Genomic DNA, 19021 nt, shown 5'->3' with positions numbered 1-19021 from the left:
GCGTCAAGGCCGGATCACCGGCGCATCGACGACGGACACCGGTGGATCAGCGGCTGTACCGCATCAGCGCACGCACCATGTGGCACGTGGTGTCCGACGGCGGGTGGATTCCGATGAGCTGCGCCGTGCTCCGGATCCTCTGGTTGTGCGCCTGGTTGGGCAGGTAGACGCCCGCGTCGAGCAGGGCGATGGCGAGGCGCATGGCCTTCAGCCGGCGGTTGTGCGTGATGTACCACTCCCGCGGGCGTCCGGCGGGCAGCTTCTTCCTCTGGAGCGGGACGTACGGAAGGTCGATCGGCAGGGTCGTCTGCATGAGTGCGGCAGCGGGCACGGGCATCCTCCTGTCGCGGTCGGGGCCCCTGGCGGGCACCCTCGAACACTTCTTCAATTCTACTGGTCGGCACTGACAAAAGCCGCTGGCCAGACGGGATTTGACGGGCCGTCCGGACGCTGTTTCGGGAGGTGCCGATGAGGCTCGCGTACCGTGTGCGGCATGGAGATCTGGATCAATCCGGCCTGTTCGAAGTGCCGCAGCGCGCTCACGCTGCTCGACGCGGAGGGTGCCGACTACACGGTGCGCCGCTACCTCGAGGACGTACCGACCGAGGACGAGATCCGCGAGGTGCTCGGCCGGCTCGGCCTCGAGCCCTGGGACATCACCCGCACCACGGAGGAGATCGCCAAGGAGCTGAACCTCAAGGACCGCGAGGCCTGGCCGCGGGACGCGTCCGGCCGCGACCAGTGGATCAAGGCGCTGGCGGAGCACCCGAAGCTCATCCAGCGCCCGATCATCACGGCCGACGACGGTACGGCGGTGGTGGCGCGGACCGAGGAGGCGGTACGGGACGCGCTGTCCCGCTAGTTGCGCCACGGCGCTCGCCGACAACCAGAAGTTCGCCGACGGCCGGCGCGCCGAGCCGTCCGGTTCGCCCGAACAAGTCGCCTTTCAGGCAAGCCGTACGGCTGCCGTACGGACTGGCCGGTACGGACCGCCGCCCATCGCATACGAGCGGTCGGCGGCTCCGGCCGATCCGGCTCACAGCAGGCGCATACACCGTCGCGAGGTGACTCACCGCACCGCACAGATCACAGATGAACCCGGTAACACGGGGTTCACAATCGGGCAACGACCGGGAAATCGCTGGTTGACAGGCTGCCGATTAACACCGCAGCACCCGCAACCCGAGATGCCTGCGCCGTAGAAGACCCGCATGAATGAGGATGTGGCCCGTGACGTTCAAGGCTGAGTACATCTGGATCGACGGCACCGAGCCGACGGCCAAGCTTCGTTCCAAGACGAAGATCCTGGCGGACGGTGCCGAGCTGCCCATCTGGGGCTTCGACGGATCCAGCACGAACCAGGCCGAGGGCCACGCGTCGGACTGCGTCCTCAAGCCGGTCTTCTCCTGCCCGGACCCGATCCGCGGCGGTGACGACGTCCTGGTCCTGTGCGAGGTCCTCAACATCGACTTCACGCCGCACCCGTCCAACACGCGCGCCGCACTGCGCGAGGTCGAGGAGAAGTTCGCCTCGCAGGAGCCGATCTTCGGCATCGAGCAGGAGTACACCTTCTTCAAGGACGGCTACCCGCTCGGCTTCCCGAAGGGCGGCTTCCCGGCCCCGCAGGGCGGCTACTACTGCGGTGTCGGCTCGGACGAGATCTTCGGCCGTGACGTCGTCGAGGCCCACCTCGAGAACTGCCTGAAGGCGGGCCTGGGCATCTCCGGCATCAACGCCGAGGTCATGCCGGGCCAGTGGGAGTTCCAGGTCGGCCCGCTGTCGCCGCTGGAGGTCTCCGACCAGCTGTGGATCGCCCGCTGGCTGCTGTACCGCACCGCCGAGGACTTCGGTGTCTCCGCCACCCTCGACCCCAAGCCGGTCAAGGGCGACTGGAACGGCGCCGGCGCGCACACCAACTTCTCCACGAAGGCGATGCGCGAGGGCTACGACGCGATCATCACCGCGTGCGAGTCGCTCGGCGAGGGCTCCAAGCCGCTCGACCACGTCAAGAACTACGGCGCCGGCATCGACGACCGCCTGACCGGTCTGCACGAGACCGCCCCGTGGGACAAGTACAGCTACGGCGTCTCCAACCGCGGCGCCTCGGTCCGTATCCCGTGGCAGGTCGAGAAGGACGGCAAGGGCTACATCGAGGACCGCCGTCCGAACGCGAACGTCGACCCGTACGTGGTGACGCGTCTGATCGTCGACACGTGCTGCTCGGCTCTGGAGAAGGCTGGCCAGGTCTGATCCACGGCTCCAGCGCTTCCGGAAGGGGCACCCGCCGAAGTCGGCAGGTGCCCCTTTCTTTTTCCGTTTCCCGGCGGGCGGTTGTGTACAGGGATTCCGTATCAAAGGACGAGAAGCCGGGCCGGAGAGCTGCTGCGCTCACCTGTCGTCTGCTTCAATGGGGACATGGACGGCTTCCAGAACACCTCGACGGGTCGTGGCGACCTCGAGCCCTTCTGGCCTTCCCGTCAGCACCACGACTTCGACCGGGTGTGTTGTCCCGCGTGAACGCGCGGGCCCTCTAAAGCCGTTCACCCCGGCCTTCGGCCAGCGCGCACGACGTACGTCCCTCGACGACTGCGGCCGTGAACTCGCAGTCCTCGATCAGGCAATCGACGACTTCTCGCGCGAAAGAGCTGACCTCTCATGGCGAACACCCGTACCTTCTCCGCTGCCAACGCATCCGCCGCGACCGCCGCTCCGGCCGCCTCACCCCACCCCGCCCGCCACCGACTGCGCGCCGTCGACCGGGACGAGGTCGTGGATATGGCCGACTTCCTGCCGCCGGGCGCCACATGGCTGCCCGCACCTCAGCACACCCTGCCCACGCTGCCGGGCCGCCCGCCGATGATCGGCTACCTGGTGCTCGTACCCGCCGACCAGCAGGGCGTCCTGCCGTTCGCGGTGCCGGAGGGCCAGGACGGCCGGCTCGCCCAGTTCGGCCGCCTCGGCCCGCTCCTCGACGCGCAGCCCGCGACGGCCGTCACGCAGGACCCGCACGGCCTGCACCAGCCGTACGAGTCAGAGGAGTCGGACGACGCTTCGCACGACTCGCGTGAGTCGAACCAGTCGTCCGCGCGGAGCGACGAGCTCGTACGGATCGACACCGCCCAGCGCACCGCCGAGGTCGACGGGCGGCCGCTCGACCTGACGTATCTCGAGTTCGAGCTGCTCGCCCATCTCGTCGCGCACCCGCACCGGGTGCACACCCGCGACCAGTTGGTGACCACTGTGTGGGGTTACGGGCACGTGGGTGACGGCCGCACCGTGGACGTCCACATCGCGCGGCTGCGGCGCAAGCTGGGTGCCGAGCACCGCCAGGCGATCCAGACGGTGCGGCGCGTCGGCTACAAGTACACGCCGCCCACGGCCGGTTGAGGCCGCTGCTCTGGTCGCCTGTCCCCCGGTCGCGCCCCGCGGATTCGCCCCTCAGCTGAATGGTTCCCCTGCGGGCGGAATCCGCTGTCCCGGGGCGGGCGCGGGGGCAGAGTCACCGGCATGAGACTTCTGATGCTGGGTGGTACGGAGTTCGCGGGGCGCGCCGTCACGGAAGCGGCGCTGGCGCGGGGCTGGGAGGTGACCCTCTTCAATCGCGGTCGCCACGCGCCGCCCGCCGGGGTGCGCGCCCTGCGCGGCGACCGCACAGCGCCCGGCGGGCTCGCGGCGCTCGCGGACGGCGAGTGGGACGTGGTGGTCGACACCTGGTCGGCCGCGCCGAGCGCGGTGCGGGATGCGGCAGCCCTGCTGGCGGACCGGGCCGGGGCCTATGTCTATGTGTCGAGCTGCTCGGTGTACGCGTGGCCGCCGGCGGCGGGGTACGCCGAGGACGCTCCGCTGGCGAACGGCTCGCCGGACGCGGCACAGACCGACTACGTGCAGGACAAGCGGGGCGGCGAGCTGGCCGCGGTGGCGGCCTTCGGCGAGGACCGGTCGCTGCTGGTCCGCTCCGGGCTGATCCTCGGCCCGTACGAGAACATCGGCCGTCTCCCCTGGTGGCTGAGCCGGATCGCCCGCGGCGGCCCTGTGCTCGCGCCCGGTCCGCGCTCGCTGCCGCTGCAGTACGTCGACGTCCGGGACCTCGCCGAATGGATCCTCGACGCGGCGAAGGGCGGGCTGAGCGGCCCGTACAACCTGACGAGCCCGCAGGGGCACACCACGATGGGCGAACTCCTCGACACCTGCATACGCGTCACGGGGGCCGCGGCGGAGCTGCGGTGGACGGATCCCGAAGTGATCCTCGGCGCCGGGATCGAGCCGTGGACGCAGTTGCCGGTCTGGGTTCCGCCGGGCAGCGAGGGCCATGACGCGCTGCACGGCATTGGCGTCTCCAAGGCAGTCGGTGCGGGTCTGCGGTGCCGCGGCGTCGCGGAGACGGTCGGTGACACGTGGGAGTGGTTGCGGTCGGTCGGGGGGACGGTGCCGCAGCGGCCGGGCCGGCCCGTGGTGGGGCTGGATCCCGTAGTGGAGGCGAAGGTACTGGGTGGCTGACGCTCGTTGAGGTGTTGCCCGTCGGCGGGGTGCCGCTGTGCCCACCCTCCCCCGTTGCCTTGACCTCACGCTTTCACGCGGTGGGCTGTCCGACCGGTGATCACGACAGCAGAAAGTGCCCCTGACCAGCGAGGATGAGGATTGCTGAGGTCCTTGTTCCCGCCACCGTCGGAGGCACTTTCCAGGTGAAGAAGCCTATCGGTCCTACCCGCGTGTCCACGTCGAGGGCGGCGGTCGCGGGGTGGTTTCGCAGGCCGGTGCGGGTGCCGGCGTCACGCGGCTGCCGGGGCAGCGGGTCGCCTTCCACGGCGATCTGCGCCGCCCCGGCGGCTTCGCCGAGTACGCCCTGGTCGAGGACGGCCGGTTGGATCCGCTGGTCGCCAGGACCCTGCCCCTTGAGGAGGTGCCCGCGGTGCTGGACGAGCTGAGCGGCCGTTATGTGCGGGGCAGGCTCGTGTACGTCGCCGGCTGAACCGGCTCACGTCACGCAGACAGCACGTCCTGGGAGAGGTATAGCGGCATGGAGTCCTCCCACAGGCTGTCCGTCAGCATCTTCTTGTCCGAGCCGTCCGCGTTCATGCGGAAGATCTGGCCGTAGGGCTGGAAGGTGTTGTCGTACAGGGCCGCTTCGCCGCGGAAGCCGTACTCACCGCTGCTGTAGAGGATGCATCCGTCGTGGTTCCAGACGGCGTGGCCTTCGTTCGCGCCGCTGCTGGTGAGCACGCTCAGGCCGGTGCCGTCGGGGCGGATGGTGCAGACGTCGAAGTTGGTGGCGCTGGTCTTGCGAGTGAAGAGGATGAGTGTGCCGTCCGGGGACCAGTCGGGCAGGTTGTCGTACTCGGTGGTGAGCACCGTCGTCTCCCCCGTCGTCAGGTCGAGGATGCGCAGGCCCTTGTCCGTCTCGCCCCACACGCGGTAGACGATCCGGTCGCCGTCGGCCGAGTAGCTGGGGAAGCCGGCGTTGGTCGTGCCGTCCGTCAGGACTTCCCAGGCCGAGCCGTCGCTGCTGACCCGGGCCACCACGGCCGTCATCTCCGCGCGTTCCTGGAACCAGCCGCCCAGGCCGAACGCGATCCACTCGCCGTCCGGGGACCAGGCCGGCCGGAAGGCTCCGGCGAGGCCCTTGGCGACCAGTACCGGGTCGAGGCCCTTGCCGGTCGTGTCGAACACGACCTTCTGGTCGGAGCCGTCGGGGCGCATCGTGACAATGGAGGAGTTGCCGAGCTGCTTGTTCGTCATCGCGAGGCGTCCCTGCTGGGACAGGACCGGGAAGACGTCGGTGGAGCGGTAGTCCCAGTCGGCGTCCCAGCTGTAGAGCTCGGTGTCGAGGGGACGCGGGGTGAAGCTGACCTTCTCGTAGATCACCGACTGTCCGTCCGGGGTCCACACCGGTGAGCGCAGTGCCCGCTTGAGGGCCGGCAGGGTGCCGGAAACGTAGGCGAGTCCTTCGTCGGCGCCGCCCTTGATGAGGTAGCCGATCTCAGTGGCGTTCACGTACTGGGGCGCGACCTTCAGGTACGGGCCGGTGGTGTGCTCGGTCCGTGCGCCGGTCGTGACGTCGACCGAGACGATCTGGGACTCGGCGATGCCGATGCCTTCGGGGCGGTGGGCGAGCCAGGTGCCTTCGGTGGTGATCTCGTAGAAGACGATCCGGCTGCCGTCCGGGGACCAGCTCGGCGAGCCGAGGCAGTAACCCTCCTTGGTGGCGACCTGGCGGAAGCCGGTGCCGTCCGGGCGGATGACGTAGATGCTGAGTTCTTGGGTGTGTTCCCAGCCGCGGCCGTCGTTGTGACCGCGCCAGGTGGTGTTGCGGTCACTGGAGAAGGCGATCCACTGGCCGTCGGGCGACCAGGCCGGGTGGAAGTGGCCGTCCGGGCTGGCCGGATCGCCTGCCACCGTGACGCTGTTGGTCAGGTTCTTCAGCGCGTTGGTGCTCAGGTCGAGGACCCAGATGTGTGCCTTGTGGTCGCCGCGGGTGGAGACGAAGGCGACCTTGGTGCCGTCGGGTGACAGGACGCCGCTGTCGTCCATGGCCGAACTGGCAGCCAGGGCCTTGATGTTGGTGCCGGTGATGTCGGCCTGGTAAAGGGATGCGTTGCCGTCGCCCACGCGTTCCGAGGTGAAGATCACCGACGAGCCGTCCGCCGAGGGGGCGGCGTGGTAGTCAAAGCCCGGACTCGCCAGCAGTTTTCGTTCGTTCGCGCCGTCGATGTCGCTGATGTAGAGGTCCGACGAGGAGGGGCCGATCCGGTTCATCAGCATCACGCCCTTCTTGCCGTCGGCCGCCGCCGCCACGGCGAACGCCTTGGGCATGAGGGCGGTGCCGACGACGGCCGCGCCGGCCGCCAGAAATGCTCTGCGTCTTATGTCAGTTGCCATCGCGATACCACTTCTTCCTTCGGGTTCTTTTCGGGTTCGTTCTCTTAAGGTGGCCGAAGAGCCGTCAAGCGGTGAGTCAAGCGCCGGGCTGTGGACGGGGAGGTGTCCGCAGCCCGGCGGTGTCTCAGCTGTGGTCCTGCGCCAGGCTGCGGCGCGGGGTCAGTCCGAGGCGCTTGAGGGCGTACGTGTCGAGGGCGGTCAGCACGCCGTTGAGCGTGAGAGTGAGTGCGACGAGGATGATCAGGCCGGCGAACTCGCCGGCGGCATCCAGATTCTGCGCCGCGGTGAACAGCTCGTGGCCCACACCCTCGGTCGAGGCGATGAACTCACCACCGATGACACCGAGGATGGCCAGCGGTCCGCCCGTCTTGAGTGCGGCGAAGAACGGCGCGGCGAGTGTCGGGATCGTGACGTAGCCCAGAACGTGATGCTTGCGCCCGCCCATCACCTGGACGACCTCGACGAGTTCGCGCTCCCGCAATCGCAGGCCGAGATAGATGTTGTAGAAGACCACGAAGGCGACACCTGTCATGGCGATGGTGATCTTCGACCAGGAGCCGATGCCGAAGAACAGCAGGAACAGCGGGGCGAGCGCGATCTTCGGGATGCCGTTGAGGGCGGCGACGAGCGGTTCGAGGACCCGCCCCAGGAGCGGGAACGAGCCAAGGACCAGGCCCATCACCGTTCCGACGGCCACGCCGAGGCCGAAGCCGGCCAGCACCTCGATGGCGGTCACCTCGATGTTGGTCCATCCGGACCGGGAGCCGAGCATCCCGGTGAGTGCGTCGAACACGTCGGTGGGCTTGCTGACTGCGTACTCGGGCACGACGGGGCCGCTCATCACCTGCCACAGGACGACGGCGACCACGATGACCAGGATGCGCAGCGCGATGACGGTGGCCGTGCCGCGCCAGCGGGCGGGTGCCTTCGCGGCAGGTGGTGCCGCGGTTCCGGTCACGGCCTTGTCGGTGACGGTTGCCATGGTCTGCTCCTTGCGGTCGGGGCGGCCGGGGTCACGGCAGGTAGGTGTTGGTCCAGTCGTCGGTGGTGACGGCCGGGTCCGGTACCGCGCCGATGTCCTTGACGAAGGCGACGGTCTTCTTCCAGCCGGCCTCGTCCTGCTTGGCGCTCTTGGGCCAGTCCACCTGTGCGACGGAGGCGCTCAGCACGCTGTCGGGCAGGCCCGGGAGCGTCTTGCGGGCCGCGTCCAGTACGGCCTTGTCATCGGACTTGTGCGTGCTGAGGTAGGCGGTCGCCTGCTGGACCGCGGTGGCGAATCCCTTCATGGTCTTGGCGTTGGCCTTGGCGAAGCTCTTCTTCACCACGACGGCCTGGCCGTATCCGGCGTCCTCGAAGGACCACTGGGGCACCTTGACCGGGTCGGCGACCACGATGCCGTCGCCCTCGTGCTGGACCTGCAGCGGGATCGGCTCGGAGGTGATGAACCAGTCGACCTCCCCCTTGACGAGGGCGGCCTTGTCGGCGGCCGGGCTCGGCAGCGAGACCCACTTCGGCTTGGCCGGGTCGACACCGTGGGCCTTGAGGAAGATGCCCGCCTCGGCCTTGGTGTTGGCGGAACTGGCACCGGCCGTCGAGTCGGCCAGGGCCTTGGCCACCTGGTCCGCCGGGGTGTCGGCGGTCAGCTGGTGCTTCTTCGCGAAGGCGGTGCTGACGACGATGCCGAGGGGGTTGCCCCCGCCGTTCGTGGCGATCGACAGCTCCGGCAGGCCCTTGGCAAGGGCGGCCACGAAGCTGGTCGGGCTGGAGTTGAGGACCTGCACCGAACCCGACTGCAGGGCCGAGGTGGCCGTCGACGCGGTCAGCGTCACGTACTTGATCTTGATGTTCTGCTTGTCGAAGTAGCCGTTCTCCTCGGCCACCCGTATGGACAGGTCGAAGATGTTGCCGCTCACGCCGACCGAGAGGGTCGTCTTGCCGTCCGAGCCGACCGAGGCCGACCCTTGGTCGCCGCAGCCGCTGAGCAGCGCGGCGCCGAGTATCGCGGCGGCGCTCAGGGCGAGGAGGCGTGGATGTGTCTGGTATCGCATGGGAACTCCTTTGTTCACCAGGCCTGTTGGGTACGGAAGAAGCGGAGCCAGAAATCGGTGCGTGCCGGGTCCGCGACGTGCAGGGGCCGGAAGTTCGCGCCGATCTCCATGACGGAGCCGGCGTCCGGCGAGAAGGCGGGCCAAGGGGGCAGGCCGGTGCCGTTGGGATCGCCCGTGGCGACGAAGTTGGTCCAGTAGGAGGAGAGGACGCGCGCGATCTCGTGGTCCTCCTCGGTCCACGCGTCGATGCCGATCGCGGGGTTCCCGAAGACGTAGTCGATCTCGGAACCGTGGCCGGCTCCGCGCGGTCCGGCGCCCCGCGAGCGGTGGGTCCAGAAGTAGGTGTACAGGCTGCGGGTGGTGTGGCGGCTGCAGTCGACGCCCCACAGGTAGGTGGAGAGGCGGGAGTTGTCGCGCGCCGCGCTGCTGCTCGCCCGCGCCGCCTCGTCGTCGGTGGCGGCCGGGTACAGGCGCAGGAACTCCTCGGCGAGCGGGCCGAACTTCCGCCGCGCCGCGGCGACATGCTGGTCGAGCGTCACGTGGACGGGCGGTGATCCGGGCCGGACCGTCCGTCGTCCGGTGCGCAGCGCGGCGACCATCGACTCGGGGACGGCGCCGCTTTCGTCGAGGTTGTTGCCGGTGAGGTAGTCGACGTCGTTCTGCAGGCCCTTGGTGTACGTCGCGTCGTAGCCGGCGGGGATCACCCAGCCGTCGACGACGGGACGCAGCAGCGGCGGCCCCGCGGCGCCGCCGGTCTCGACGCTCGTGTCGACGGGGTGGTGGCCGTCGATCAGCTTGTGCCAGTGCAGCGCGCGCAGTTCAGCGATGCTTCGCGCGCCGTGCTCGCGCACGTACTGGCTGCCCGCGCTCTCGGCGTCCACGGGCAGGCGGTAGGAGGTGGACAGGTAGCGCAGCTCGGGGTCGCGGGCGTACCGGGCGTGGCTCTGGGCGATCGCCCGGTGGAACAGTCCCTCGGCGAGCGGCGACATGGCCAGGAAGTTGACCAGTCCGGCGCCCGCGGACTGGCCGGCGATGGTGACGCGGTCGGGGTCGCCGCCGAAGTGCGCGATGTTGTCGCGCACCCAGCGCAGGGCGGCGACGCAGTCGAGCAGCCCGTAGTTGCCGGACGACCCGTGTCCCGACTCGTCGCTCAGCTCGGGTGTGGCCAGGAAACCGAAGGCGCCCAGACGGTAGTTGAAGGTGACGACGAGGATGCCGCGGCGTGCCAGGTTCTCGCCGTCGTAGCGGGGGTGCGCCCCGGTGCCTTCGCGGAAGCCGCCGCCGTAGATCCAGACGAGGACCGGGCGCCGCTCCTCGCGGTGGGCCGCTCCCGTCCAGATGTTCAGGCTCAGGCAGTCCTCGCTCATGGGCACGTCGACGCCGGTCGCGGCAGCCTCGGTCGGTGCCTGCGGGCACATCGGGCCGAACCGGTCTGCCCGCCGGGTGCCCTCCCACCGCAGCGGTGGCTGCGGAGGGCGCCAGCGCAGGTCGCCGACGGGCGGGGCGGCGTAGGGGATGCCGCGAAAGACGGTGACGGAGCGGTCCCGGCAGGGGACGCCCTCGACGGGTCCCGCTTCGGTGTCCGCGGTGGGGCGGCGCATTCGGTCCTTTCCGCCCCACCAGCCGGTCAGGCCACCGGCGGCTGTGGGGGCTTGTCGAGCAGCAGCGCCCGGCGGGCGGAGCCGACGTGATGGCGCATCGTCGCCGTCGCCGCGTCGGGGTTGCGCGTGACGATGGCCAGGAAGATGGCCTGGTGCTCCTCCAGCGACCCGGACCTGGGGTGCTGCGCGGAGAGATTGCGGAACTGGCGCATCACCAGCGGATACAGCAGCGTGTCGTAGGCGCGGGCCAGGGTCTGTTGGTGCGCGGCGTCCTTGATCTGCTGGTGGAAGCGCCGGTTGCCGCGCGAGTAGGCGTCCTGGTCGCCGCGCGACTGCGCCTCCTCCATGTCCTTGAGGGTGCGGCGCAGTTCCTCGACCTCGTCGGCCGTGGCCCGCTCGGCCGCCTTGCTGGCCAGCGCTGCCTCCAGGATCTCGCGGGCCTCCAGGATGTCCGCCGCCTCCTCGACCGAGAAGCTCCTGGTGCGCACCCCGCGATTGACCTCGCTGGTGACGTAGCCCTCCTGCGTCAGCCGCGCCAGCGCGGTGCGCATGGTGCTGCGCGACACGTCGAACATCCGGGTCAGGTCCGCCTCGGTCAGCCGTGTGCCGGGGGCGATGCTCCCCGACAGCAGCAGGGAGCGCAGCCCCTCGTAGGCCTGGCCGTAGCGCGTGCCCGACGCCTTCGCCCCGGATTCGGCACCGCCGCTGTAGCTGTCCGAGCTGCTCACCTTGACCGCCTTTACGTTCCGTGGAGATGAGGACCGAGGCGGGAACAGTAGCCGACGGCATGGAGGTCAGCTCCCTATCCGTCCAGGGACGCGTACAGGCGCCTGGCCGTGCCCGCGAAGATCTCCTGCCGGTCCCGCTCCGGCAGGTCCGCGAGGACCTCCTGGGCGAGGGCGAGGAGTTCGGGCAGGGACTGCTCGGCCGCCGGACAGTTCGACCCCCAGGCGATCCGCCCCGCTCCGAACGCCTCGACGACCGGCCCGAGGAAGTCACCGGCTCGCGCTCCGGCGTCCTGCAGCCGTTCGAGGTTGCGATGGGTGAGCTTGAGGTGCAGGCCCGGATGCACACCGAGCTCCGCCACCTCGGCGCCGGCGCGGGCGGGCGAGGCGGCGATGTCGGGGTAGCCGATGTGGTCGAGCAGCACCGTCACGCCCGGGAACCGCTCCAGGAGTTCCACCAGCTGCCTGGTGGCGGGCCCGAGGCGCATCTGGAGGCACACCGGCAGGTTCAGCTCCGCGGCCTGCTCCCAGAAGGGATAGGTCTCCGGCGCGGCGAACCACTCGCCCTGCGTGGGCACCGTGCTGCCGCTGGTGAACAGGCGCACCCCGGCAAGCCCGCCATCGCCGACCGCGGCCTTGAGCGAGGCGGCAGCGTCCGGCCGCAGCGGGTCGACGGTGCCCACGGCGACGAAGCGCTCCGGCAGGCGGCGGCAGCTGTCGAGGACGTACGAATTGTCGTAGCCGTAGTTCGTGGTGGCCTGGACGAGGACGGCCTGGTCGATACCCGTCTCGTCCATGCGGCTGACCATGCCCTCGGCGGTCACCGGCCGGGTCGCGGCCCACTGCGACTGCTTGCCGCCGATCGGGGCCGGGGGGTAACTCGTCAGGTCCTCGGAGATGATGTGGCAGTGTGCGTCGACGACGTCCACGATGGGTGCTCCCTTGTCTCTTCCGTGCCTTCGGTGTCTTCGGTGTGCGCCGGCTCAGGCGTCCGGGTAGTCACCCGCGGCGAACAGCGATTCCGCGTCGGTGGGGAAGCCCGGATCGAGCAACCCCTGGTCCACGGAGAAGCGCACCATCGCGCTCAGGCTGGGCTCGTTGACCGTGATGCCGTACGGGACGGGGTCGCTTCCGATCTGACGTCCCTGGCGGGCGAGTCGGGGCACCGCCGACCAGTCGGGGTGGGCGTCGAGGTGCCGGCGCTTGCTGTCCGCGAACGCCGCGTACAGAGCGGTGGGCAGGTTCGGGTCGCGCTCCACGAGTTCGCAGCGCACCGCGATCAGTGAGTGCAGCGGGTACACACCGGTCCGCAGGTACCAGTCCGCGGCGAGCGTGCCGGCCTCGGGGAAGAGGGGGTACGGGCTGTCGTCGGCCCCGGGCTCCGGGTCGGCCGCCGCCGTCCAGCCGGCCCGGGGCGAACCCGCGCGGCCGGTCCCGGCGTTGCCGGTCAGGGCGGCGTCGATCTCCCCGGCGCGCAGCAGTTCGCCCAGCGAGCGGCCGTCGGTGACCCGCTCGACATTGGCCGGGGCCCGGCCCTCGATGTGGTCGTCGTCGTCCACCACCCAGGTGATCTTGTCGATGTCCACGCCGTACTCTTCGCGCAGGACGCCCCGTACCCACACGCCGGTGCTCACCGAGTAGGCGCGCACGCCGACGCGGCGGCCTTCCAGGTCCCGTGGCACGCGGATGCCGGACCGGGCGGCGCACTGGACGTCGCCGTGGTGGAAGCGCCGGTTGAGGAAGACCGGCACCGCGGTCAGCGGTATGCCTTCCTGGCGTGCCATCAGGTAGGAGACCGGCGCCAGTTCGCACACGTCGAACTCCAGGTCCCGGATCATCCGCCGGTAGGCGCCGATGACCGGCTTGACCTCCACCGGCTCGACCAGGTAACCGTCCATCGTGACGTCGCCGTCCAACAGCGGTTGCCCGTGCGGGAATTCACCGAGAACCGTCGTGAGCTTGTCCATGCTGTGCTTCACCATCTTCTGTGTCGCTGCTGTAAGGGGTCCGGCGGTGGGCCGCGGCCTCAGCCGCCGAGGCGGGCCGGCGGCACACCGAGCGCGGCGCAGGACCGCTCGACGAGTTCGTCGTAGTCCACCGCTCGCACAATCACGCCCTGCTCCAGTGCGTAGGCGGCCGCCTTGGTGAAGGCGCCGCGCAGGGCGTCGAAGCCCACGGGGTGCAGGGGCACAGGACCGGGGTCGGCCGTGGCGGTGAGCACGGACCGCATCGCGTCGTACGCGGCGAGGATCGCGGCGGAGTGCTCCGCGGCGGCCCGCTCGGACACGCCGACCACATGGTTGACCGGGATGAACCCCTGGTCCTTCGCCCACTGTTCGGCGGTCTCGCGGGCGTTCTCGACGGCGGTGCGGATGCGGTCGTCGGAGGGCAGCCCGTTGCCCATGATCCCGAAGTCGATCCGGCCTTCGAGGAAGTCCGCCTGCAGCTTCGCCGCCTGGGGAGCCCGCTTCACCCAGGACGGGTCGTCGGCGCCATCCACGTGGCTGCCCTCGTACGTCGTCCAGTCGGCCTTGCGCAGGTCGATGCCGTACTGCTCGGTGAGGAAGCCGCGCATCCACACCCCGGTGGTCTGGCTCCAGGAGCGGACTCCGACGCTGTGTCCCTCGACGTCGGCGACCGACAGCTCGCCGAGGGTCACCAGGGTCTGGTGCTGGTGGCGTCCCAGGGTGGTGACCGGCAGCAGCAGCACCGGCTTGCCGTGGGCGACGGCCTGCAGAACGGTGGCGATCGCCACCTCGCACAGGTCCGCCTCCGACGCGTTCACGAAACCGCGCGAGGCCTTGTGCACCGGGCTGATGTCGAGCCGCTCCGGTTCCGTGCCCGCTTCGCGGACGGCTGACACCGCGGCGGCCGCGAGATCGTCACGGCCGAGCACCAACTTCATTTCTCTCTCCTTGTGAGTGGGGGGGGTGGCCGGACAGGGGCCGATGGAGCGCTTCAGGCCTGCCGGTCGGGGTGCGCGGTCGGCGGCGTGTGGTGCCGCTCGTGGTGCCGACGCAGCAGGTCGACGCCGTAGTCACCGGCGTTGGGGGTGCGGACGATGGTGTGGATGTGCCGACGCGACGGGTAGTCGTTACCGAAGATCACGCCGGGCATGTGCTCGAACTCGACGAGGATCACCGGGCTGTGGAACCGGTAGTAGAAGGTGCCGTCGGGGTCCCCGGCCCAGGCGAAGTGGGTGTCGCCCTCGTGGGCCAGCACCTCTTCCCTGCGCACCCGGGCATGGTGGTCGCCGGCCCGGTTCACGTACACGTCGAGGAGTCGGCGCGCGGTGTCCCGCTGGCCGGGGGACATCCGGGTCAGCGGCAGCCCTTGGTAGTTGAGCTCGAAGTTGTCCCGGAAGGCCCCGACGAACAGCTCCGCGGGCAGCGTGTCCGCGATGACGGCCCGCTCTCGTTGCCGGGGATCAAGGTCGGTGAAGAGTTCGTGGCCGAGTGCCTCCTCCTGCCGGAAGGCGACGGTCCCGGCGTACTTCCCGGACCCGGCGATCACCGGTTCGGCACCGAGGAAGGAGGGGGTGAGGACCATCTGGTCCCCGACGAACACGCAGTTGACGTTGACGTGGTGCCCGTCGAGCTGCCAGCCCCACGGGCCGCCGTTCTCGGGCTCTCCGTAGAGGGAGAACCAGTACAGCCACTCGTTGAGCCCGTCCTCGTTGCCGCTCAGCTCGCCGATGGTGCGGTTGAGGTGCATCAGGTCGACCATCTGGCCGTACCCGTCCGCGCTGAGGCTCTCCCGGATGACGGTCATGGCCTGCTGCCGCTGGGCGTCGTCGAGTTCCTCCAGGCAGATGCCGTGGCGCAGGAAGTAGCGGGCGCCGTTGTTCCAGTGCCGCCAGCTCACGTCGTCCATGGGGAACCGGCCCTCGGCGAGCTGCTCCTGCGTCAGACCCGCCAGGTAGTCCTCCGCGGCCCGGTACACCGTGCGGACGTCCGCGCCGGTGCTGCGCAGCGGGAACAGTCCCGGCTGGATGCCGCTTGACGTGCTCACTCCCCGGTAGGGCTCGTCCGCCGCCTTCACCCGCCAGGCGACCTTTTCGAGCAGGTCGGGCGTCCAGACCTCCGGCTTGCGCGTGGGCGCGTTGCCCCGCTTTCGCAGCGCTACCATCCCTGCTCCTTGTCGAAGAGGGCCGCCTTCTCCTCGATCGCCGCGACATCCACCGGTTCCCCGATGAGGCCCTGCTCCAGGGCGTACTGCCCGGCGATCTCCAGGCAGGCGGCGAGCGAGTCTCTCCAACCGGCTGCCACCGCGCGTCCGGCCGGTGAGTCGTCGCGCTTCCCCGCGGTCAACGTGATCGCCTCCTTCAGCGCCCGGTACACGGCGAGTACGTCGTCGGGCCGGGTCCGCAGGACGTCGTCCCGCACCACCAGCAGGTGGTTCGCCGGGACCGTCCCATGTCGTTCGATCCATGCCTGTCCGGCGTCCTCCGCATCGGCCACGAGCGGGACGAGTCCCGCGCCCTGCCCGCCGATCGCCTTGGGGCCGAGCACCGCCGCCGAGACGTCCCCGGCGCGCAGCAGGTCCGCGACCCGCTCGGTGTTCGACCGTTCCACGTAGGCCGGGTTCCGGTACTGGGCGACATGGGGGTCCTCGGTGGTCACCCAGGTGACGTCCGAGGACTCGACGCCGTACTCCTCGCGCAGCCACCCCCGGACCCACAGGCCGGTGGTCTGGCCGTACGAGCGCACACCCACACGCCGGCCGACGAGCCCGCGGGGGCTGAGCTCCTGCCCCTCGGGCAGCCGGGTCAGGGAGCGGTGGTGGGTGCTTCCCACCAGCACCACCGGCAGCAGTGTCACGGGCACCCCTACGTCCCGGGCCTGGAGGTACGTGGCCATCGGCATCTCGCACATGTCGTAGGCCAGTTCACGCACCATGCGGGCGAAGGCCGGCGGCAGCGGAGAGAACTCCAGGTAGTGGCAGTCCACCCCGTCGGCGGCGACGCTTCCGTCCTTCAGCGGCCGTGTGTGGGGGTGATCGCCCAGCACCACACTCAGCGGTGTCGTCCCCGGGGTCCCGCTCACACGTCCTCCCCGTACTGGATGCGGCGGTACGGGGTGCTCAGCACCGCGCGGGTGATACGCACGTCGATGACGGTCGGGCGGGGTTCGCGCACGTATTCCGCCAGTGCGTCGCGCAGTTCCTGTGCCGTACGGACCGTGGCCCCGCCGCCTCCGAGCGCCTGGGCGACCGGGCCCAGTTCGGGCGTGGAGATGGTCGCGAGGTCCGGGTCGAGGCCCTTCGCCTTCGCCTTGTGGTACTCGGCGCCGAGGCCCTGGTCGTTCATCACGACGACGAGGAGGGGCACGTCGTAGCGGCACGCGGTCTCGAACTCGGACAGGTGCATGAGGAAGCTGGCGTCGCCCTCCACCACGAAGCCGGGCTTGTTGCCCTGCGCGATCAGCTGGCCGAGGGCGATCAGCGGAGCCTGACCGATCGCGCCGAACATTCCGTAGTTGGAGAGCACGTCACGGGAGCGCTGGAAGAGCATGGTGCCGAAGTCGGTCTGATGCCCGCTGCCCAGCACCAGGCCCATCTCGCCGGGGAGTTCGTGGTCGAGGATCCAGATCGCCTCGCGCGGGTCGAGCCGTCCGGGCTCGCGCACGTACTCCGGCTGCTGAAGCCGGGCGGTCAGGTGCTCCTTGACCTGGTCGGTGTGGAAGCCCGCGAGACGGACGGACCGCTCTGTCAGCACCCGGGTCAGTTCGGTGAGGGCGGTGACCGCGTCCGCCTGCAGGTAACAGTCCGCGGTCCTGCCGTTGCCCATCACCAGGTGCGGGGCGGTGTCGATCTGGATGTACTTCGCCTCGGGATAGAGGTAGCCGCTCTCGATGGTGTAGTGGTTCAGGCTGGCGCCCACCGCGATGACGCAGTCGGCTTCCTGGAGCAGCTCCATCGACGCCTTGTCGCCGAACAGGCCCGACAGGCCGACGTGGAAGTCGGTGCGGTCGCACAGCCAGTTCTTCGCCTGGAGCGTGGTGGCCAGCAGGGCGCCGGTGCGCTCCTGCAGGGCGAGGATCTCTTCGCCGGCCTCCGCTCCCCGCGCTCCCCGCCCCGCGATGATCACCACGCGCTTGGCGTCCTGGATCAGGTCGCAGGCGGCCCCGAGCCGGGCCGGATCGGGCAGCAGCCGGGGCTTCTCGATCAGGGCGGTTGACGGTACGTAGTCCTCGTCGTAGTCGTCGAGTTCGGCCACCTGCACGTCGAGCGGTGCGCTGATCATGACCGGCCTGGACTCGGTACGCGCCAGGTAGAAGGCGCGCCGCACGGCTTCCTGCGCGTTCTCCGGCCGGGTGACATGGATGAACTCGCACTCGATCGCGGCGGCGAAGCGCCGCTGGTCGAGGTACTGGGTGGCGCCCTCGTCGCCCAGCGGGGTCTCCCCGCAGAAGGCGACCAGCGGCGTACGCGCCCGGCTCGCCACGATCATCGAGGTCGCCAGCTGCGAGACACCGGGACCGCTGGTCGTGGTGACCACGCCCGGCTGTCCGGCGCCGCGGGCCCAGCCGTCCGCCATGCCTAGGCCGGAGCCCTCGTGCCGCACCTCGTACAGGCGCACGCCGCGGTCGGCGAGCGCGGCCATCCAGTGCATGTTGGCGTCGCCCATCATGCCGAAGACATCGCTGGTGCCTTCCCGGACGAACGCCTCGGCCAGTGCTTCGTAGACCTTCACTTCCGGGACTCCTTCACGTTCGCCGCGGCCGTCGCCCGCGCTTTCAGGACGCCGTCGAGCCGTGAGAAGACCCGCAGCGCGTTACCCCCGTAGACCGCCTGCCGGTCTGCGTCGCTCAGGCTGTCGATGGAGTCGAGGGTGTACTTGGTGTCGTCGAACCGCCGCCCGGTCTCCGGGTCCACGCTGCGGACGGCGCCGATCATCTCCGAGGCGAACAGGACGTTCCGGGCCGGGATGATGTCGAGCAGCAGCTCCATGCCGCGCTTGTGGTATACGCAGGTGTCGAAGGAGACGTTGCGCAGGACCGACTCCTCCAGCGGCGGCCGGCCGCGGTCCTGCATCATGCCGCGGTAGCGGCCCCAGTGGTACGGAACGGCTCCGCCGCCGTGCGGCAGGATCAGCTTGAGCGTCGGGAAGTCCGTGAAGAGGTCCGACTCGCACAGCTGCATGAACGCCGCGGTGTCACCGGCGAGATAGTGGGCGCAGGTGCCCTGCAGCGCGGGGTTCCTCGACATCGCGACGTGCACCATCGCGGGGACGTCGAGCTCGGCCATCTTCTCGTAGAGGGGGTAGTAGACCCGGTCCGTCAGCGGCGGGGCCTGGTAGTAGCCGTCCGACGGGTCGGGGTTGAGCAGACAGCCGACGAAGCCCAACTCCCCGACGCAGCGCTCCAGTTCGGTGACCGAGTTGCGAACGGAGGCGGCGAGGGCGTCGCCCGGGGACTGCGGGAGCTGGCACACCCCGACGAACCGCTCGGGGAAGAGACCGCACACCCGGGCGATCAGGTCGTTGCTGACGCGGGACCAGTCGAGGCTGGTGTGTTCGTCGCCGTAGTGGTGGGCCATCTTGCCCGCGCCCGGCGAGAAGAGCGTGAGGTCGGTGCCGCGCTCGATCTGCAGCTTCAGCTGGCCCTGCTCGATGGCAGTGCGGATCTCGTCGTCGGTGATGTGGAGTTCGGCGGGCGACACACGTGTGCCGGATTCCTCGAACGCCCGGATCTGCCGCTGGCGCCACTCACCCAGCGCGGGCGGCGCCGTGGTGAAGTGGCCATGACTGTCGATGATCATGAATTGCTCC

The 19021-nt window shown here is 69.9% G+C and carries 18 protein-coding genes; 5 read left to right on the top strand and 13 right to left on the bottom strand.

Features of this window, described 5'->3' with window-relative positions; genetic code table 11:
- Window positions 1-46: 46 nt before the first annotated feature.
- The gene (locus ACWD4J_RS01275) at window positions 47-331 is read right to left on the bottom strand and encodes a hypothetical protein (RefSeq protein ID WP_451393175.1); all 285 of its coding nucleotides are present in this window, start codon (window positions 329-331) and stop codon (window positions 47-49) included.
- 162 nt (window positions 332-493) lie between these two features.
- Here ACWD4J_RS01275 and ACWD4J_RS01270 point away from each other — a divergent pair, with 162 nt between their 5' ends.
- The 5 genes from ACWD4J_RS01270 to ACWD4J_RS01250 all read left to right on the top strand — a co-directional run bounded on the left by ACWD4J_RS01270 (window position 494) and on the right by ACWD4J_RS01250 (window position 4969).
- Entirely contained in the window at window positions 494-862 is a 369-nt protein-coding gene (locus ACWD4J_RS01270) for an arsenate reductase family protein (RefSeq protein ID WP_451393174.1), read from the top strand.
- Between the two features lie 368 nt (window positions 863-1230).
- A complete protein-coding gene (gene glnII / locus ACWD4J_RS01265) occupies window positions 1231-2250 on the top strand; it encodes a glutamine synthetase (protein WP_451393173.1) in 1020 nt (339 codons plus the stop codon).
- A gap of 405 nt (window positions 2251-2655) precedes the next feature.
- Entirely contained in the window at window positions 2656-3387 is a 732-nt protein-coding gene (locus ACWD4J_RS01260) for a winged helix-turn-helix domain-containing protein (protein WP_451393172.1), read from the top strand.
- Window positions 3388-3507: 120 nt separating this feature from the next.
- Entirely contained in the window at window positions 3508-4497 is a 990-nt protein-coding gene (locus ACWD4J_RS01255; protein WP_451393171.1) for an NAD-dependent epimerase/dehydratase family protein, read from the top strand.
- Between the two features lie 241 nt (window positions 4498-4738).
- Window positions 4739-4969, top strand: a complete 231-nt coding sequence (locus tag ACWD4J_RS01250) for a hypothetical protein (RefSeq protein ID WP_451393170.1) — start codon at window positions 4739-4741, stop codon at window positions 4967-4969.
- Window positions 4970-4980: 11 nt separating this feature from the next.
- Here ACWD4J_RS01250 and ACWD4J_RS01245 read toward each other — a convergent pair whose 3' ends face one another.
- The 12 genes from ACWD4J_RS01245 to ACWD4J_RS01190 all read right to left on the bottom strand — a co-directional run bounded on the left by ACWD4J_RS01245 (window position 4981) and on the right by ACWD4J_RS01190 (window position 19011).
- Window positions 4981-6876 carry a TolB family protein gene (locus ACWD4J_RS01245; protein ID WP_451393169.1) on the bottom strand — a complete coding sequence of 632 codons (1896 nt, stop codon included), beginning with the start codon at window positions 6874-6876 and terminating at the stop codon, window positions 4981-4983.
- Between the two features lie 124 nt (window positions 6877-7000).
- The gene (locus ACWD4J_RS01240; protein WP_451393168.1) at window positions 7001-7858 is read right to left on the bottom strand and encodes an ABC transporter permease; all 858 of its coding nucleotides are present in this window, start codon (window positions 7856-7858) and stop codon (window positions 7001-7003) included.
- 31 nt (window positions 7859-7889) lie between these two features.
- Complete coding sequence (locus tag ACWD4J_RS01235) at window positions 7890-8924, bottom strand: ABC transporter substrate-binding protein (protein WP_451393167.1); 1035 nt, start codon at window positions 8922-8924, stop codon at window positions 7890-7892.
- Between the two features lie 14 nt (window positions 8925-8938).
- On the bottom strand, window positions 8939-10525 hold the full coding sequence (locus ACWD4J_RS01230) for a carboxylesterase/lipase family protein (protein ID WP_451393166.1): 1587 nt from the start codon (window positions 10523-10525) through the stop codon (window positions 8939-8941).
- Between the two features lie 26 nt (window positions 10526-10551).
- Window positions 10552-11253, bottom strand: coding sequence for a GntR family transcriptional regulator (locus tag ACWD4J_RS01225; protein ID WP_451393165.1), 702 nt, complete (start codon window positions 11251-11253; stop codon window positions 10552-10554).
- 74 nt (window positions 11254-11327) lie between these two features.
- Complete coding sequence (locus tag ACWD4J_RS01220) at window positions 11328-12179, bottom strand: amidohydrolase family protein (RefSeq protein ID WP_451393164.1); 852 nt, start codon at window positions 12177-12179, stop codon at window positions 11328-11330.
- 54 nt (window positions 12180-12233) lie between these two features.
- Entirely contained in the window at window positions 12234-13217 is a 984-nt protein-coding gene (locus ACWD4J_RS01215) for an ABC transporter substrate-binding protein (protein WP_451393163.1), read from the bottom strand.
- A gap of 59 nt (window positions 13218-13276) precedes the next feature.
- Window positions 13277-14155, bottom strand: a complete 879-nt coding sequence (locus ACWD4J_RS01210) for a hypothetical protein (protein WP_451393162.1) — start codon at window positions 14153-14155, stop codon at window positions 13277-13279.
- Window positions 14156-14208: 53 nt separating this feature from the next.
- Window positions 14209-15378, bottom strand: coding sequence for a DUF3500 domain-containing protein (locus ACWD4J_RS01205; RefSeq protein WP_451393161.1), 1170 nt, complete (start codon window positions 15376-15378; stop codon window positions 14209-14211).
- On the bottom strand, window positions 15372-16295 hold the full coding sequence (locus tag ACWD4J_RS01200) for a hypothetical protein (protein ID WP_451393160.1): 924 nt from the start codon (window positions 16293-16295) through the stop codon (window positions 15372-15374). The genes ACWD4J_RS01205 and ACWD4J_RS01200 overlap by 7 nt, the downstream gene beginning before the upstream one ends.
- Window positions 16292-17944: a thiamine pyrophosphate-binding protein gene (locus tag ACWD4J_RS01195; RefSeq protein ID WP_451393159.1), complete on the bottom strand. Its 1653-nt coding sequence runs from the start codon at window positions 17942-17944 to the stop codon at window positions 16292-16294. Before ACWD4J_RS01195 ends, ACWD4J_RS01200 begins: the two co-directional genes overlap by 4 nt.
- On the bottom strand, window positions 17941-19011 hold the full coding sequence (locus ACWD4J_RS01190; RefSeq protein ID WP_451393158.1) for an amidohydrolase family protein: 1071 nt from the start codon (window positions 19009-19011) through the stop codon (window positions 17941-17943). The genes ACWD4J_RS01195 and ACWD4J_RS01190 overlap by 4 nt, the downstream gene beginning before the upstream one ends.
- Between the last annotated feature and the right edge of the window lie 10 nt (window positions 19012-19021).

The organism is Streptomyces sp. NPDC002577 (assembly GCF_053594815.1).
This window is presented reverse-complemented; position numbering and strand designations above follow the sequence as displayed.

Coding starts and splice junctions, on each gene's coding strand:
- ACWD4J_RS01270 (WP_451393174.1), top strand. CDS start 494: ATGGAGATCTGGATCAATCCGGCCTGTTCGAAGTGCCGCAGCGCGCTC.
- ACWD4J_RS01260 (WP_451393172.1), top strand. CDS start 2,656: ATGGCGAACACCCGTACCTTCTCCGCTGCCAACGCATCCGCCGCGACC.
- ACWD4J_RS01255 (WP_451393171.1), top strand. CDS start 3,508: ATGAGACTTCTGATGCTGGGTGGTACGGAGTTCGCGGGGCGCGCCGTC.
- ACWD4J_RS01245 (WP_451393169.1), bottom strand. CDS start 6,876: ATGGCAACTGACATAAGACGCAGAGCATTTCTGGCGGCCGGCGCGGCC.
- ACWD4J_RS01240 (WP_451393168.1), bottom strand. CDS start 7,858: ATGGCAACCGTCACCGACAAGGCCGTGACCGGAACCGCGGCACCACCT.
- ACWD4J_RS01235 (WP_451393167.1), bottom strand. CDS start 8,924: ATGCGATACCAGACACATCCACGCCTCCTCGCCCTGAGCGCCGCCGCG.
- ACWD4J_RS01230 (WP_451393166.1), bottom strand. CDS start 10,525: ATGCGCCGCCCCACCGCGGACACCGAAGCGGGACCCGTCGAGGGCGTC.
- ACWD4J_RS01215 (WP_451393163.1), bottom strand. CDS start 13,217: ATGGACAAGCTCACGACGGTTCTCGGTGAATTCCCGCACGGGCAACCG.
- ACWD4J_RS01210 (WP_451393162.1), bottom strand. CDS start 14,155: ATGAAGTTGGTGCTCGGCCGTGACGATCTCGCGGCCGCCGCGGTGTCA.
- ACWD4J_RS01205 (WP_451393161.1), bottom strand. CDS start 15,378: ATGGTAGCGCTGCGAAAGCGGGGCAACGCGCCCACGCGCAAGCCGGAG.
- ACWD4J_RS01190 (WP_451393158.1), bottom strand. CDS start 19,011: ATGATCATCGACAGTCATGGCCACTTCACCACGGCGCCGCCCGCGCTG.